Annotated in this window: 17 protein-coding genes; 2 read left to right on the forward strand and 15 right to left on the reverse strand. The window is 46.1% G+C overall.

Going from position 1 to position 16212, the window contains the following annotated elements; translation table 11 throughout:
- Positions 1 to 131: 131 nt before the first annotated feature.
- Positions 132 to 1418: a Gfo/Idh/MocA family protein gene (locus KI362_RS03140; protein WP_301624815.1), complete on the reverse strand. Its 1287-nt coding sequence runs from the start codon at positions 1416 to 1418 to the stop codon at positions 132 to 134.
- A 148-nt stretch (positions 1419 to 1566) separates the two neighbouring features.
- On the opposite strand from KI362_RS03140, the gene KI362_RS03145 reads away from it, so the two are divergent.
- Entirely contained in the window at positions 1567 to 2439 is an 873-nt protein-coding gene (locus KI362_RS03145) for a helix-turn-helix transcriptional regulator (protein ID WP_301624816.1), read from the forward strand.
- Here KI362_RS03145 and KI362_RS03150 read toward each other — a convergent pair.
- A complete protein-coding gene (locus tag KI362_RS03150) occupies positions 2421 to 3263 on the reverse strand; it encodes an AraC family transcriptional regulator (RefSeq protein WP_306432810.1) in 843 nt (280 codons plus the stop codon). The two genes, KI362_RS03145 and KI362_RS03150, sit on opposite strands and share 19 nt — an antisense overlap.
- Before the next feature lie 147 nt (positions 3264 to 3410).
- On the opposite strand from KI362_RS03150, the gene KI362_RS03155 reads away from it, so the two are divergent.
- Complete coding sequence (locus KI362_RS03155; protein WP_301624817.1) at positions 3411 to 4541, forward strand: glycoside hydrolase family 88/105 protein; 1131 nt, start codon at positions 3411 to 3413, stop codon at positions 4539 to 4541.
- Positions 4542 to 4658: 117 nt separating this feature from the next.
- Here KI362_RS03155 and KI362_RS03160 read toward each other — a convergent pair whose 3' ends face one another.
- The 13 genes from KI362_RS03160 to KI362_RS03220 form a co-directional block, all read right to left on the reverse strand.
- A complete protein-coding gene (locus tag KI362_RS03160; RefSeq protein ID WP_301624818.1) occupies positions 4659 to 5687 on the reverse strand; it encodes a hypothetical protein in 1029 nt (342 codons plus the stop codon).
- Entirely contained in the window at positions 5680 to 6183 is a 504-nt protein-coding gene (locus tag KI362_RS03165; protein WP_301624819.1) for an RNA polymerase sigma factor, read from the reverse strand. The genes KI362_RS03160 and KI362_RS03165 overlap by 8 nt, the downstream gene beginning before the upstream one ends.
- A 220-nt stretch (positions 6184 to 6403) precedes the next feature.
- A complete protein-coding gene (locus tag KI362_RS03170; RefSeq protein ID WP_301625231.1) occupies positions 6404 to 6856 on the reverse strand; it encodes an OsmC family protein in 453 nt (150 codons plus the stop codon).
- Positions 6857 to 7176: 320 nt separating this feature from the next.
- Positions 7177 to 7272 carry a competence inhibitor ComI gene (gene comI / locus KI362_RS03175; RefSeq protein WP_071784179.1) on the reverse strand — a complete coding sequence of 32 codons (96 nt, stop codon included), beginning with the start codon at positions 7270 to 7272 and terminating at the stop codon, positions 7177 to 7179.
- Between the two features lie 386 nt (positions 7273 to 7658).
- On the reverse strand, positions 7659 to 7928 hold the full coding sequence (locus KI362_RS03180; RefSeq protein WP_301624820.1) for a type II toxin-antitoxin system RelE family toxin: 270 nt from the start codon (positions 7926 to 7928) through the stop codon (positions 7659 to 7661).
- Entirely contained in the window at positions 7912 to 8136 is a 225-nt protein-coding gene (locus KI362_RS03185; RefSeq protein WP_301624821.1) for a hypothetical protein, read from the reverse strand. The genes KI362_RS03180 and KI362_RS03185 overlap by 17 nt, the downstream gene beginning before the upstream one ends.
- Before the next feature lie 350 nt (positions 8137 to 8486).
- Positions 8487 to 8987 carry an AAA family ATPase gene (locus tag KI362_RS03190; protein WP_301625233.1) on the reverse strand — a complete coding sequence of 167 codons (501 nt, stop codon included), beginning with the start codon at positions 8985 to 8987 and terminating at the stop codon, positions 8487 to 8489.
- Between the two features lie 243 nt (positions 8988 to 9230).
- Positions 9231 to 9794, reverse strand: coding sequence for a GNAT family N-acetyltransferase (locus KI362_RS03195; RefSeq protein ID WP_301624822.1), 564 nt, complete (start codon positions 9792 to 9794; stop codon positions 9231 to 9233).
- 364 nt (positions 9795 to 10158) lie between these two features.
- Complete coding sequence (locus KI362_RS03200) at positions 10159 to 10557, reverse strand: restriction endonuclease (protein ID WP_301624823.1); 399 nt, start codon at positions 10555 to 10557, stop codon at positions 10159 to 10161.
- A 583-nt stretch (positions 10558 to 11140) separates the two neighbouring features.
- Positions 11141 to 11989, reverse strand: a complete 849-nt coding sequence (gene rhaD, locus KI362_RS03205; RefSeq protein WP_301624824.1) for a rhamnulose-1-phosphate aldolase — start codon at positions 11987 to 11989, stop codon at positions 11141 to 11143.
- A 38-nt stretch (positions 11990 to 12027) separates the two neighbouring features.
- Positions 12028 to 13284, reverse strand: a complete 1257-nt coding sequence (rhaA, locus tag KI362_RS03210) for an L-rhamnose isomerase (protein WP_301624825.1) — start codon at positions 13282 to 13284, stop codon at positions 12028 to 12030.
- Positions 13285 to 13322: 38 nt separating this feature from the next.
- The gene (rhaB, locus tag KI362_RS03215; protein WP_301624826.1) at positions 13323 to 14795 is read right to left on the reverse strand and encodes a rhamnulokinase; all 1473 of its coding nucleotides are present in this window, start codon (positions 14793 to 14795) and stop codon (positions 13323 to 13325) included.
- 12 nt (positions 14796 to 14807) lie between these two features.
- Positions 14808 to 15959 carry an iron-containing alcohol dehydrogenase gene (locus KI362_RS03220; protein ID WP_301624827.1) on the reverse strand — a complete coding sequence of 384 codons (1152 nt, stop codon included), beginning with the start codon at positions 15957 to 15959 and terminating at the stop codon, positions 14808 to 14810.
- Between the last annotated feature and the right edge of the window lie 253 nt (positions 15960 to 16212).

A 16212-nucleotide genomic window follows, 5' to 3' on the forward strand; every position in this document is an offset into this window, starting at 1 on the left:
TCAAGTTAATTTAAATATATTTCGCCCTGCGTGCATTATCAACCATTTTTTTACACAAAAAAACCGCCCGAAGGAATGTATCAGGCGGTGATGAAACGACTGTTTTCTATTATTAATTGTGGGTTAGCGAATTAAAACTTGACCAGATCATCCACCCTGACCGCCTGGCCTGTTCGAATCGAACGATTGGCCGCGATCCCTGTAAGGATGGATCTTGCTCCATCTACATGGTTAGCAGCTCGGTTAAATCGATCAACAACTGGAGTACCAAACATATCTTGAAGTAAAATCGGATCTCCTCCACCATGGCCCCCTTCCCCTTCTTCAACCTCAACCTCATAAGGCGGCTTCCACATCGGATAGACTAAAATACGCTTATCCTTCAGCGCACCTTCCAGCGCTTTGTCTCCCCCGGAGTTGACATATGATTGCTCCACAATCGTCATCTCCATTCGCCCTTTGCTGCCGTTAAAGGCAATACGGTAGCCTTCCCATGGCATATACGCATTCAAGGAATATGTCAAAATCGCTTTATTCTTGTAGCGAACAATGACGCCCATCGTGTCTTCAATGCTGATCCCGTCGCCGAATACACTTTGGTCGCGCCGGTAGCCATCTTCATGCTCTGCATCCAGGTACATCGCCTTCAAGTGCGGATTCTCATCCAAATGCAGTGCGAAGGGATCGTCCTTGGCGTTGGGATTCCCTGTGGCCCGCTCGTAAAAGCTGGTTACTCCCCGCTGCTCAGCGTTTTCCCTGCCATAGAACAGCAAATCCCCAAAGGCAAATACCTCATCCGGCTGCGAGCCAATCCAGAAGTTGACCAGATCGAAATGATGCGTCGATTTGTGAACAAGCAGTCCCCCGCTATTCCGTTTGTCCCGGTGCCAGCGGCGGAAGTAATCCGCACCATGCATCGTATTGAGCAGCCATTCAAAGTGGATCGAATGCACATCCCCGATCACCCCATCCATGATGAGCTCGCGGGCTTTGGTATGATGCGGCGCATAGCGATAATTAAAGGCGACTCTTACCTGGCGGCCCGTTTGCTTAACCGCATCAAGGATGTCCTGACATTTGTCTTCATCTACAGTCATCGGCTTTTCCGTAATGACATCACAGCCAAGCTCCATCGCCCGGATGATATAGTTGTGATGCGTGCGATCCACGCTGGTTACGATAACTGCATCCGGCTTTTCGGCCTCAATCATCTCATCGAACTGCCCTGCAAGGTAGGTCCGCACCTTAGGATAGCTGTACTTTTCTTCAAGAAGCTGGTTGGCATAGTCCATCCGTGTCTGATTAATATCACAAAAGGCAACCAGCTCTGAAGTCTCACTGAATGGCTTGGCAATGGCAGAATAAAAAAACTCCGCACGGCCTCCGGTTCCAACAAGCACATACTTTTTCTTGTTCATGTTATAGCTCCTTTTGAGTTTATTTCTTCATTGGTAACTTAACACAATAAAGAATTGTTTTCTCCGCTTTTAAAGCTGATTTTCTTTGATAACCCGCTTTTTTTGTCATATGATAAAGGAAGTAAGTATTTAGTTAAGGAGTGTTCTCATGAAGCTTTCCCATTTTCCTGACATCCTTCGATTTGGACATAAAAATGACCCCTTCTATCTGGAATTCGATCGCAGAAGGGGCCATTATTCCATGGCGACAGATCATTACCACCGGGAGTATGAGCTCTATTATTTATTCAGCGGACAACGCAACTATTTTATCAAAGATGATGTCTACCAGGTACAGTCAGGCGATCTTGTATTCATCGAGTCAAATGCCGTTCACAAGACGTCCGACTCGGGTGCGCCAAATCATGAACGAATCGTACTCTACTTCGCACCGTCCTATTTCGATGATTTGCCTGCAGAAGAAAGGGACTTGCTCTTATCTCCTTTTCTCCAGGAATTTCCGCTGCTGAGACCTAACCTTCAGGAGCAGCTGCAGCTCGAAGCCCTGTTTCATACCCTGCTCACAGAATTGAATGAGCAACAGCCCGGATTTCGCTTACGCATCTCTCATATAGCAAGCGAATTATTGCTATATACGGCACGCAGCTTCCTTAAGCTCGAGTCGCTGCCGAAGCAGGAGTCCTCCTCGGTTCAACGCAAAATTTCAGACGTTGTTCGTTATATCAATCTTCACTTTGGAGAGCCGCTTGAGCTGGAGGAGCTATCTCGTCATTTTTTCATTAGTAAAAGTTACCTGAGCAGAATGTTCAAGCAGGTCACTGGTTTTGGCTTCGCCGAATACGTGAACCTCACCCGCGTAAAGGAAGCGGAGCGATTGCTTCGTGAGACTGATCACAGCATTACCCATGTGTCTGAGCTCGCCGGCTTCGATAACTTTTCCCACTTCGGGAAAATGTTTAAAAGGCTGACCGGACTGACACCCAGGGCTTATCGGGAGTCCCATCAGCCCTTCCTCCGATAATACAGCGGCGCCTGTCCTGTCACCTGCTTGAATACCCGCCCAAAGTGAGTGATACTGCCAAAACCGACTTTTCTCGCGATCAGATTTACTTTCATGGAGGAGTTCTCAAGCAGTTGCTTCGCTTCCTTCACGCGCACATGGTTCAAATATTCTATAAAAGTAAAGCCTGTCGCTTCTTTAAAGAATCGGCTCAAATAATAGGGACTGATATAAAATTTCTCCGCCACCATGGGCAGTGACATGTCCTGCATGTAATGACTGTTCATATACCTGACCACTTCAAATATTCGCTCATATGCCGCCGGGTTTTGGACTTCCGTGGAATATGCGTTGCTGTTCAATAGATGTCTGCTGCAAAGGATGAGCATCTGGAATACAAGGGTTTGAGCATACACCTCAAATCCAGGATTACAGTCCCGAATTTCCTTGATGATGCTCCGTGACAGCTCCTCGATCAGCATCGCCGTTTGCGGAGGGCATTTTAGAATCAGATACTCATGGTCAAGCAGTCGATTGATGAAATCCGGGGATATTCGATCCGCCCAAGCCAGCTCCTCACTGTGGATATTGATTACCAATCTTTCATATTGTGATGTGTTCGCATCCGTGGTCCGGTGCAGCACATTCGGGCCGATTATGATGATATGCCCTTCATCTACAACCATGGTCCGGTCCTTAATAAAGAACCTTCGCTGGCCGGACATTAAGTAGAAGAATTCATAGCTGCTGTGTAAATGATTAATCTTCATATGATGGCTGCTCGCCTTCCGGTAAGAGACCGAGAAGGTGGTTTGTGCGTTCACATAATTGATCTCTTCCATCATCCCGCCTGCCTTCTATTCCAACCCTTTTCCCCATCATAATTTACCGTTCAATTTAACGCAAGATATAAGAGGTTTCTAGTAATTTTCGCAAAAAATGTGTATTTTCTTGTGCTATGATGAGGTCAATTCCAAGGAGGTCAGATGCAGATGAACAATTACGGGAATGGTACGTCGTCTTTGAACCCATCAGATACGATGCAGCGCTCTCCAATCGAGTGGGCGGAGCTGGGATGTGAAGCGCTAATGAACAAGTTTAAGCCAGAGGAGCTTCCTCCCGACCGTTTTCATTATCATCAGGGCGTATTTCTGTCAGGGATGGAGAAGTGCTGGGAAATCACTCAAAACCCTGCCTATTATCATTACATTAAGAGCTGGGTCGACAGTAATATTCGGGCGGACGGCAGCATCAGAAAGTACAATTCTACGGAGCTGGATGATATACAGCCTGGGGTGCTCCTTTTTAATTTGCTTGAGCAAACCGGGGATGAACGATACAAAAAGGCGCTGGACGAACTCGTGTCGCACTTTGAGTCATGGAAGACCAATCCTTCAGGCGGGTTCTGGCATAAGGATCACTATCCGAATCAAATGTGGCTGGATGGCCTGTATATGGGCGGACCAATTGCAGCACTGTATGCGAAAACATTCGGCAAAGACGAATTCTTTGACATGATCGCCGCACAAGCGCTTTTGTTAGAGAAGCACACCAAAGATCCCGTTACCGGCCTGCTCTATCATGGCTGGGACGAGACCAAAGCTGCGGTATGGGCTGATCCCGAGACGGGTCTGGCCCCGGAGTTCTGGGGACGCTCGATTGGCTGGGTTCCTGTCGCCTTGCTTGAAATGCTGGAGCATTTCCCGGCGGAGCATAAGGATCGTGCTGCCTTGATCCAAATCCTGCAAAGTCTGCTTGAAGCCGTCGTAAAATATCAGGACACCGCTACCGGGCGCTGGTATCAGGTTGTCGACAAGGGACATCTCGCTGACAATTGGTTAGAGAACTCTTGCACCTCCTTATTTGTTCAAGCTATCGCTAAGGCGGTAAGACTTGGATTCCTTAGCCCGGATTATTTGGAGTATGCGTGGAAGGGATATCAAGGTGTGATTGATACCCTGACCTTTGATGAGCATGGCGGACTTGTGATCGGTCAAATCTGCATCGGCACCGGCATCGGTGACTATGCGCACTATATCGCCCGTCCTACCAGTGAGAATGATCTACATGGGGTTGGAGCCTTTGTGTTGATGTGTGTTGAGATGGGTCAGGCTCGAGGGTAACGCGAGGAAGCCCATCGGTTCTGTCGCTCTAATTGTGCTGATCGTCGCAGTCATAGGGTGGGCCCGCAACTGAAGAACTTAAGCAGCGGGCTCATCCCATCGCTGATTTAATGAACATTAGTTATTAATCGGTATTTCCTTATCAAAAAAGACGATTGATACGATTTCCTTGGTATTGATTACATGTTCAAATGTTTTAACCGTAAATAATTGCGTGCCATTTTCCATCAAATGCAATCCGTTAAACAGGTTTGTCGTTTCCGTCGTACCATCCTGGTATTTTATCGTGACCGGAAAGTTATCCAAGTGTTGATTAACCCCAATTTCCTTTAAGAAGCCGGCAGCTTCGTAAATATCATCCATTGAACTGCTCTCTAGCTTTAATGAAATCGAAATCGGTGAAACGGAGATCGTTTCTAGTACAGCCCTGTAACCAAACATGTCAAGGCTTTTGTTGACGTTATAAGGAGTAGAGTACTCCTTGAAATCCAGCTTGAAATCTGTTTCCCAAGCGTCCGGTATAACCGTTGTGAAAATGCCTGGATACGGATCTGCCGCTTGTAGATCCTTGAGCTGGAAGTGCACGTTTTGACCGGCTATGGAAGTTTTCGTTAGGATGCTCATAACCAGGCTAATTCTATTGTCACTGTGATCGCCATCGTCAAGCACTTTAAATTCTACACCCATATAGTCCTGATTTGTTGGAATGTCGTAATATAAAAACCGATACCGTGCCGCGTCTAATACGGTACCTTCAGGTGCAATAAAGTCCATTAAGATATAGGTCAGATTACTATCGCCGATCACTTGTTTAATATGAAGCGTCCCATTCTTGTTTTTTACCTGTTTATCAACCACATAAGCGCCATTTGACAAATATTGTGCTTGCTCTTGATTTATTGGATTAAGAAATCTCATAAACACATCATCCAATCCCATATACGCCCCTGCAAGAGCAGTTGTGGATAAACAAACTATCAATACAGCAACCAATAAGGCGGGTCTTAAACGTTTTGAAAAAGCTTGTCCTGTTTTCCCTTTATCTCCATCCCTGCTGTGCACTAAAATATTTTGAAGCATTTTTTCTTTTTTTTCGGTATTTGGCGTAAGGGCTTCGAAAAGTCGATTGATATTTCTGTTACTCAAGGAAATCCCCTCCTAGGTCAATTTTGAGGCGTTTACGACCTCTGAATAGTTGTGTTTGAATCGTACTTTCTTTGTAACCCAACATCTCAGAGATCTCTTTTACGGAGTACTCCTCAAAATAGTACAGATATAAAACGGTTTTGTATTTTTCAGGGAGTGAAAGCAGTCTTGCAAGCATGTCTCTTGACGGCTCATCGCCATTCCAGGAGGACGCCTCAGGTAAAGCGTCCAGAGCAACACGACGGGTTTTCCACCAGCTTTTAAGAACATCTTTACAGTGATTTCTGGCAGTTACCGTCAACCACGCTTTTTCATGCTCGCGGTCATTGAACATCTTTGGATATTTGATCAGCTTTAGAAATACAGATTGAACAGCATCTTCTGCATCAACAGGATTCTTCAAATAGATATAGCACAGCCTGTATACACGATCTACATGTCGTTGATATAGTTCAGCCAATTCTTTATCCGTACGCAATAAAGAATTATTCTCCATTTTTTCTCCTCCTGCATATAACACGATCAGGGACTCGAAATAATCTCATTACCGTCCGTAATTATTTTACAGTACGCAAGGAAGCAGAGTATTAATATGTAGAGACGAAGGGGAGAGTTCCAGAGCAACAAAATAAAGCCGGAACGCATGACCAATTCACGCCCCGGCTTGTTCTGATGTTATAGTTTCAATTACCTCTCCACTTCACCAATCATCATCCTCAGTTAGCCCCTGCCTTTACAATACTAGGCTGTGTTTCTATGGATACATTACCTGCTACGGCTCTGGAGATCATGCAGGACTGTTCGGCCAAATGTGCGAGCCGCTCTGCTTTTGTAAATTCAGCTTCGGTTGTCTCATCCTTGAGTACGATCCGTGGTTTATGAATGATCCGTTCGTACGTAAAAATATTATTCGTTACATCGACTGTCGCCTCAGACTCTAGTGTCAGTTCCTGGGGTGTAATACCCGCACGCTCCAGCATCGCTGCCAGAGTGATCAGATAACAGGTCGACGCTGCTCCCAGCAGCATTTCGTCAGGGTTTGTGCCTGTTCCCGGACCGCCCATCTCCTGCGGAATGGATATAACCGTTTTTAACCCGCCTGCTTCTATATGTCCTTCACTGTTACGTCCACCATTCCATACTGCTTTCAGATGAAAAGGATGTTTCATTCCTCTCATTCCTTTCGATCTTCTCCAGCTTAGACACCAGATACTGTCTATAGTTGTTCCTCCATCATAACATAGCGCTCCCGCAAGGAGTATTTTGCAACAATGAAAAAAAGAGAGAGTCTGTACTCAATCTCATTTAGTCGAGCTGCTGCCGCTTCAACAGTTGAAAATTGATACATCTTTTCAATTATGGTACTATATAATTAATAAAGACCAAGTGCGCTAACACTTGGTCCATACAATTGGCTTGGATGGGTAATCCCTTCTTAGTCATTTACGATTGGAAACCCACCTTCGGCGGTCAACCTTGGGGTGGGTTTTTACTTTCTCTTGTTGTTATTCCCGATGTATGTTAAGAGTGCAAGAATAAACATTCCAAATAGGAACATAATCTGAATTGCATCTTTAACCTCCATGGCCTCACCTCCTTTCGAAGGGAAACCATGCCCACCGAAGATTCAATTGTAGTTATATTTCACCTTTGTTTACATCTGCGTACAAGCGTTCTTATATATTGTTTAGTCGTATACTTTTTATGGTTTTAATACAATTAGCAGCCCTTTCAGATAACGTTCTCGCATTTCTGACGTCCAAGCGGCTTAAGGCACAAAGTGCGGGTCGTCAGACTTAGCCGATTGGATGTGTCGCCAGATTCTACTTCTGTGACATACTTCTTGGAGACCATGGAGCGTCAGAGACGAAGCAGAAATGTTATGTTATAAGACGTTGGCTGCTTCTTGTACATCTCACATAATCTTCTTTAAATAAAAAGAGCCCTAACTTTATTGCCAGGGCTCTGCTGTCATTTATATATGTCTCCTCTAGGTCCTATACGAACTACAAAGATGATTAATTCATTATTAAGAACCTCATAGATTATTCGATAAGCTCCCACCCGTAATCTAAAAATCATCCCTTCTTTACCCTTCATTTTCTTTGTATTTGGATTGTTAAATGGGTCATTAGATAATTCTTCAAGGGATATAAAGATTCTTCTTGCGGTAACTCGGTCTATTTTCCTCAGGTTCTTTTCAGCTTCACTTGAAAATGTGACTTTATATTTCAAGTTCACGTTTTAGATCCTCCAAGGATTTAGTCTGACCATTTTGAAATTCAATTCGTCCCTGTTCTATGGCCTGCATATCTTCAGGTGTCAAACAATCATCGTCTTCATCAAGCTGTTTTTCAAGTAACCATGATAAAAAGCTCTTAGCAACAACCTTATTTTTCTCATTTAAATTACCTAATATGTTTTCCAATTCATCATTTGGGACACTCATCAACTGTACCCCCTTTTATTTTGATCATTTTTATTATACCCCAATACAAAAGGATGCTCCAGACATAGCTTTTTTACTACATCGATGTAGCCTTTACATATTCTCTCATACGCCAATTTCTTATAACGTTTCCAGTTCACGACGCCTCAACACCCTAAAGGAACGAAGTGACTGGCCGCGATGCGGTTGGGTAGTGCAGGTGTGTCCGGCAATCACTTCTCCGACTTATCTTCTGGGACCGAGGCGGCTTGTCCACCGATGCGTAAACACATTGTTATACGATGTCAGCGCCTTCTTTGATATACCTGCACATTAATTATGGTTCTTCATTAATACTCTCAACGTAATTTTCATCGCTCCTGATCCAACTTCTTGTATAATGCAATCAAGCCTTCTTCCACTGTTCTGTTGGCTGTGTCTATTACTATATGATCCCGGTCCCAAACATCATATTCTCTATTTCTGACCTTCTCCCACGTCGGAAGAACAAATCCTTGAATATCAGCTGTACGCGTTTCGACCCGACGTTTGTGTTCATTAACGTCAGAACAAATCACTTCAATCTCCACAAAAGGAATCTCGAGTGATTCTGCAACGTTACGCCAAGCTTTGCGCGTTATTTCAATAGGATTTACTGTATCTGCAATTACGTCTAGACCCAACTGGAGATTCTGTGAGGCAATTGCATAACACACGATGTAACCCTCGGGTCCTTCAATGCTCTTTCCAGAATCACGCATAGCCTGCTCAACGACATCGACCCGAAGATATGTAGCCCGTAGTTCCCTGGCCAAAGCTGATGATAACGTGGTCTTACCGGTGCCTGGTAATCCGCTAAATATATAGAGCATTAACTCGACTCCTTGGAATATCTGTGTTAGCTTAATCATCTAAAAGAATTTGGTATTGCTTTTCGTTTTTGCGCTGATTTCTTATAACGTTCCCTGTATTCACGACGTCCGACGAAGTCGGATGTGTCTGGCTGAATCTGCTCCCCTGCCTAACCTACCTCATGCCGGACCGAGGGGCGAATGCCCCGATGCGTGAATATGGTGTTATAGGATGTCAACGCCTTCTCGAGCTACTAGCACAATTTATTTAACTAGAGCGTATATATGAGTATCTCTTATCTGACTCTTATCTGCTGATAAATCATTACATCTTAAAGTTCCTTCTAATTGAAAGCCTAATCGTTCTGGAATCGCCTTACTCTTATAATTTAAAGTATCACAACGAATTTCTACTCTTCTAGCCTTCAACTCTGTAAAGGCAAAATTGGTAATTCCTTGAACTGCTTCAGTCATATACCCTTTTCCGCTCATACGTGTATCAATCCAGTATCCGATTTCAAATTTACGTATCTCCCAATCTGGCCTATACAATCCAGATAAACCAATGAATTGTTCAGTTTCTTTATCAAATATCAAAAGTCTAAGATATTCTCTCTTAATAAACTTTGCATGTTCTTCTCGTAGAATTGCTTCGATTGACTGTTCAGAATGTTCGTTTTGTGCAAAAAGCGAAAACCACTCCTTGAGCTCATTGATCGATGAAAAAATACTCTCATACACTACCTTGCCATCGCCAGGTAGAGGTGCTCTTATCAATAACCTTTCAGTTGTAAATTGGTTTGGAAAATCTATTAGTATTGGATTCATTCTATTGTCCCCTCTAAATTTATAAATATGTTTTTATCCGATATTGCGTTGATATAACGTATTATTCACGAAGTTCGTAAATATAAGGAATACAATTGATTAAACGAAATCATCGTGTTTAAATAGCCTTTTTGAAGCATGTTTTTATTATACTATTAAATGGAAGATGGCGATCACTAATCTTATACTTTCAAACAAAAAGCCTCCGCCAGTTCGTTGGCAGAAGCTTCTTAACAATTGATTCACTCGAACATCCCAGTTATGCGGCTGTATAAACTGTTAATGAAATCAAAATTTTTAGTGCAAAAATAGAGCCCCACAATATTAAGTGTCCTATCATACCACAAAATGGATGAATATCACTTCACTTGGCAATCCGATCCCATCTCTTCAACCTTTCATCCAACGACAACCCATTAATCAACTTAATATTAAGCTTATCTGCCGCCTCTTTCGCCGCCTTCGTAAAATTGCTTGTCGTCACTATCCAAGCATCATAACAGCCATGTACTTGCTTACCGGCTTTGAGCCGCAGCACAATGTCATTTCCGACATCCTGCTTCCAGCGCTTGCATTGCACGGCGATTTTATACCCCTCTTTGCCCTTGAGGATCAAATCCACTTCGTGATCGCCGGAACCGCCGACTCGTTGTACGGTGTAGCCTTGATCTATGTAATATAGCTCCATCAATCTCTCAAAATCCGTGCCGGACAAAGTTCTTACGTCTGCTTTTAGAAGCTGCGCATCTGTCAACTTCTTCATGGGTGCCTTAGCCGAAGTATTGTTTGCTCTACTCTTAGCTTTGGTTGTACTGACTTGCCTCACTCCACTCGTGCGGCCGGACTTCTTTACCTTTTTGTCCTTTCGCCGCTTACTAGTCCACATACGGCCGAATATTTCACCGAGAATAACGGAACCAAACAGGATTCCAAAGAAGAATCCCCAATGTAAACCGGGAATGCTGAAATAGATTCCCAAACCTCCAAGAATAAATAGGCCCCGGAGGACATAGGCTACTTGCCTACCTTCTGCATAATACGTTTTAGCCATAATTGGACCCACCTCACGCTATAATAGAACCATTCAAACAATTCAAAGGACTTTTTACCCGCACTGTTTGATGATCCCTTTGATCATTCTTCTGAAATTTCTAAATTCCGCCTAGATCCTCTCTACTATATCATAAGTTTGGTGAAATCTGGTATGAAAATAGGCCCACCGATAAGTCTGTGGACCTGCTAATCGTTGACTATAAATTATAGTGATAAATTAATAGGTTTGTCGTTAATTGATTACTTTTTCTTCTTGAGATTGACTTCGTGAGTCAAAATACTTCTCCATCATCTCACACTAACCCCAAAACCCCAGCCTTCGGCTCCACTCCAAACGCCATAGCCAAATCGGCCAGCTCCGAATCGGTAATCACTTGCCTGATCTCTCTTCCGCCGATCAAATTATATACTGCAGCAGCCTTCTCGACGGTCTCGATCAAACCGAAGGTTTCGTCCATGGTAGCGCCTGTGCCAAAGATGCCGTGATGCGGCCAGATGACTACGCGGTAGTCCTTCATCTTCTTGGCCGTTTCCCGGCCGATTTCATTACTTCCCGGAACCATCCAAGGCAGGATGCTTATTCCATCCGGGAAGACCACAAGACATTCCGTACACATCTGCCATAATGTTTTGGTGAACTTCGACTCATCCAGCTCATGGGTAAATGTCATGGCAATGACATTGGTAGCATGGGTATGCAGCACGATGCGATGCTTGGGATCTACCTTCAACCGCTCGATGTGGCTCATAAAGTGAGAAGCCAGCTCGCTGGTTGGTCTTGCACCATTGCGCAGTCCCCACAGAATTTCTACCTGCTCGCCGCTCGCAGATACACGCACCACGCCAAGGTTGGCTTCCGGGTCTTTAATTACGTTTCTGAAATACTTGCCCGATCCGGTGACGATAAAGTATTTGCCGGCCAGTTCCTTTACCGGGAAGGCGAGATCCAGAGAGCGTAAGGAGCTGTGGATATCAATGTACTTGCCAACTTCCTCTTCATCCAATAAATAGCTGATATTGCCGCCGTTCAGCTCATCCCAGCCCAGGGTCCACATATGATGGGTAATCTCGGTCATTTCCTGAATAAAAGGAGCTTCCGCGCTTCCGATGTATCCTGACGTTTCAATCAGAGATGTTGTCATGATTCTTCTCTCTCCTTAGATAATGGATAATAGCTCATTTATCTCTTCAGCAATACTTCCTGTTCGTGCCGCTTCACCTCGTTGAGCCATTGCTCCCTGACAGGCACGCCTTGCGAAGCACAGTAATAATCCCATACGGCTCCGAACGGATAGGACTTGAATTCTTCAACCAAAGCCAAGCGGGAGGTATAGTCGCCGGCCAATTCAATCTTCCGCAGTTCCTCCACCGGCTCCAGCATCGCACGCAGCAACGCCTTGATTGTGTTCCGCGTTCCGATCACCCAGGCTGCCAAATGATTAATGCTGCCATCAAAGAAATCGAGACCCAGACTTGTCTTCGACAGTAAATCTCCACGAACCAGCTCACGGGCAATTTCCAGCAATTCATCATCCATGGTGACCACATGGTCGCTGTCCCAGCGAACCGGACGGCTGACATGCAGCAGCAAATGCTTGCTGAACATCAGGATCGACGACAGCTTGTTGCTGATCACCTCGGTCGGATGGAAGTGTCCCGCATCCAGTGTGATGGCCTTGCCGCGCGATATTCCGTATCCCATATAGAACTCATGCGAGCCTACTACATAGCTCTCCGAGCCGATGCCGAACAGCTTGCTTTCTACGCCGTCCACATTGAATTGCTCATCAATCAGTTCGCTGAAAATCTCATCCAGCGAGGCCGCCAGCCGTTGCCTTGGTGCCAGACGGTCCACCGGCGTATCCTTGTAGCCGTCCGGTACCCAGAAATTCGTGAAGCAGGTCTGACCCAGCTCCCGGCCGAAATGCTCGGCAATTTTACGCGAAGCCTTGCCATGACGAATCCAGAATTCCCGGATCTCATCATTCGTATGGCTCAGAGTAAAGCCATCCGCCGCATTCGGGTGGGAGAAATAAGTCGGGTTAAAATCAAGACCCAGACCCTGCTCCTTCGCCCATTCCACCCATTTCTCGAAGTGGCGCGGCTCCAGCTCATCCAGATCGACCTGCTCATCCGTATCTGCGTAGATGGCATGCAGGTTTACCTTGTGCTTGCCCGGAATAAGGGATAGCGCCTTCTCCAGATCCTCGCGCAGCTCTTGCGGAGTGCTTGCACGCCCCGGATAGCTGCCGGTGACGGCAATGCCGCCGCTAAGCTCCTTGTCGCGGAACAGGAAGCCCCGAACATCATCCCCCTGCCAGCAATGCAAAGAGATTTTAATCTCCGACAGCTGCTTTAAGACCTGATCCACATCAATCCCGTGGGATTCATACAACTTTTTCGCCTCGTTATAGCTATTGACTACGCTTTGATTCATGCTGCTAGTCCCCTTCCTTCTGTTTCAAATGTCCCGATTCAATTGTGCTGTGCTTCGGCCGTCTTGTTCACTTTGCTCCAGCGCTCGACAATCCGGTCCAAATCCTGCATGGGCTCCGGCTTGTAATACTTAATATCAAATGAGTTCGAAATCACTTCCCGCGCTTCCACAATATCCGGCAGCACATCGCTGCTGATCATCTGAACAGCCAGATTTCCGAGCGCTGTCGACTCGGTAGGTCCGGCCGAGACGTCCCGTCCCAGCACATTCGCAGTAAGCTGACACAGCAACTTATTGTTCGCTCCCCCGCCAACGATCTGCAGGATATCCATCGATTCACCCGTCAACTGCTCCAGCTCCTCCAAATAACTGCGGTAGGACAGTGCCAAGCTGTCAAAGATGCAGCGCGCCACTTGCCCGATACTCTCCGGAACAGACTCGCCATATTGCTCGCAGGCCTTCTGAATTTCCTCAATCATATGCTCCGGGTTAAGGAAGCGGTCATGATTACAAGGAATCAAGCTCCGAAAAGGCTCAGCTGCTGCAGCCAGATCAGCTAACTGCGCAAAGCTGTATCGATTGCCGTCCAGCCTGCGAACCTCCTGAATCAGCCAAAGCCCCATAATGTTCTTGAGGAAGCGGAAGGTACCATATGCTCCCCATTCATTCGTATAATTCGCAGCCATCGCTTTGGCATCATTCAGCGGCTGAGCCAGTTCAACCCCAAGCAATGACCAGGTTCCGCTGCTGAGGTAGGCGGCATGACGCCCCTTAGCTGCCGGAACTCCGAGCACCGCTGAGGCGGTATCATGCGTTGCGGCAATGATGACGCGGCACTCCGGCAGATCGTATTGCTCTATGAGCTCCGGACGAAGCGTGCCGAGCTCAGTCCCTGGCTCGATCAATCCCGGAAACTGCTCCTTGCGTAAGCCAAGCAGTTCCAACAGCTCGGTATCGAAATCGCGCGTATCCAGATTCAACAGCTGCATCGTCGAAGCATTCGTCGTTTCGTTTCCTTTTTTCCCGGTCAACAGGTAGTATAAATAATCCGGCACCATCAGGATGCTGTCTGTACGGGACAGCTCTTCACGGTCATGCACGAACAACTGATACAGGGTATTAAAGTTCAACTGCTGAATACCCGTTTTGCTATAGACATCTTCAGGCGGGATGAACTTTGCCAGAAGCTGCATGGCCTGCTCGGTCCGGCGGTCGCGGTAAGCGTAGACCTCCTGAATCCGATGGCCCGCTTGATCCAGCAGCACATAATCCACGGCCCAGGTATCAATCCCCAGCGTGCATTGCCCGATTCCCTCCGCCTTTGCCTGTGCAAGTCCGGTGATGATCTCACCAAACAGATAATCGATATCCCAGAAGCAGGAGCCATCCCGCTCCTGGAACCCGTTGGCGAAGCGATGGATTTCTTTCAATCTGATTTTCCCGTCCTGAAGCGTTCCCAGCACCAGTCTTCCGCTGGAAGCGCCGATATCAACGGCAATATGATGGGTCATAGAAACAATCTCCTAGATGATTTTTTTGAACATCGCAATAACTTCTTCCTTCGTAGGAAGGAATGGATTGCCCGGTGCGCAGGCATCCTTCATCGAATTCTCCGCAAGCAGATCCAGATCAGGATCGCTGACGCCCAGCTCAGACAGCTTGGTCGGAATGCCGACCTCCACGGCCAAGTCCTTTATCCGCTGAATCACATAATCTGCACATGCCTTGTCGCTCTTTCCTTGAATATCATAACCGATGACTTGGGCAATTTTCCTGAATTTCTCCGGTACAACCTTCGCATTCTCCTCCTCCACGATCGGAAGAAGCATCGCATTGCACACACCATGCGGCAGGTCATAAACTCCGCCCAGCTGGTGAGCCATCGCGTGGACATAGCCAAGTCCTGCATTATTAAAAGCAAGTCCGCCCAGAAAAATCGCATAAACCATTTGCTCTCTGGCTTCGATATCATGGCCGTTCTTTACGGTGCGGGCCAGATTGTTGAAGATCAACTCAACCGCTGCAAGCGCGGTAGCATCTGTCACGGGGTACGAGCCCGGCGTAACGAGCGCTTCAATCGCATGAGTTAAGGCGTCCATCCCTGTTGCCGCAGTCAGTGCAGCCGGCTTGTCGACCATCAGCTCGGGATCATTGACGGAGATCGAGGCCAGGCTATTTTTATCCACCATCACCATCTTCACTTTGCGATCCTCGTCCGTGATGACATAGTTAATCGTGACCTCGGCTGAAGTACCGGCCGTTGTGTTCACAGCTACAATTGGCAACGCTTTAGATTTAGACTGGTGAACACCTTCGTACTGGGAGATATGTCCTCCATTTGTTGCGATAATGCCTATGGCTTTGGCTGTATCCTGCGGCGAGCCGCCGCCGATTGAAATCAGACTGTCACAGCCGTTAGCGATCAGGGAATTATGTCCGTCATGAACATTCTTGCAGGTAGGATTTGGCTTAACATCATCATACAGCGCATAATCCAGGCCGATGTCATCAAGCACAGCGGTTACTTTGCCTGCGATTCCGCTTTGAACCAGAAATTTGTCGGTCACGACCAGCGCTTTTTTCAAGCCCAATTCCTGAATGTAAGGTCCGATATCCTTCAGACAGCCCTTGCCCATCAGATTAACCGGTGGAACATAATACACATGCGTACTCATGATTTGACCAGCCTCCATAATAAAAATTGACGAAGCAATAATTCCGCCATCCTGCCCGTTTTTCTGTGTTTATATCTTATATCCTATCCGCGTAAATCTTTGTTGTCAACGAAATAAAGATTATATTTGTTGTTTTGGTTTGTTTTGCGACATTTCCGAATCGAAATACTAGCAAAACCCTTTGTTTTTGTTGCAAACACAGAATTATTATTCCATACTTAATAGGAAAAGCTTGTACTACCAACTCCTCCAT

The sequence above is a fragment of the Paenibacillus apis genome, from assembly GCF_018333295.1.
Lineage (GTDB): Bacteria > Bacillota > Bacilli > Paenibacillales > Paenibacillaceae > Fontibacillus > Fontibacillus antibioticophila.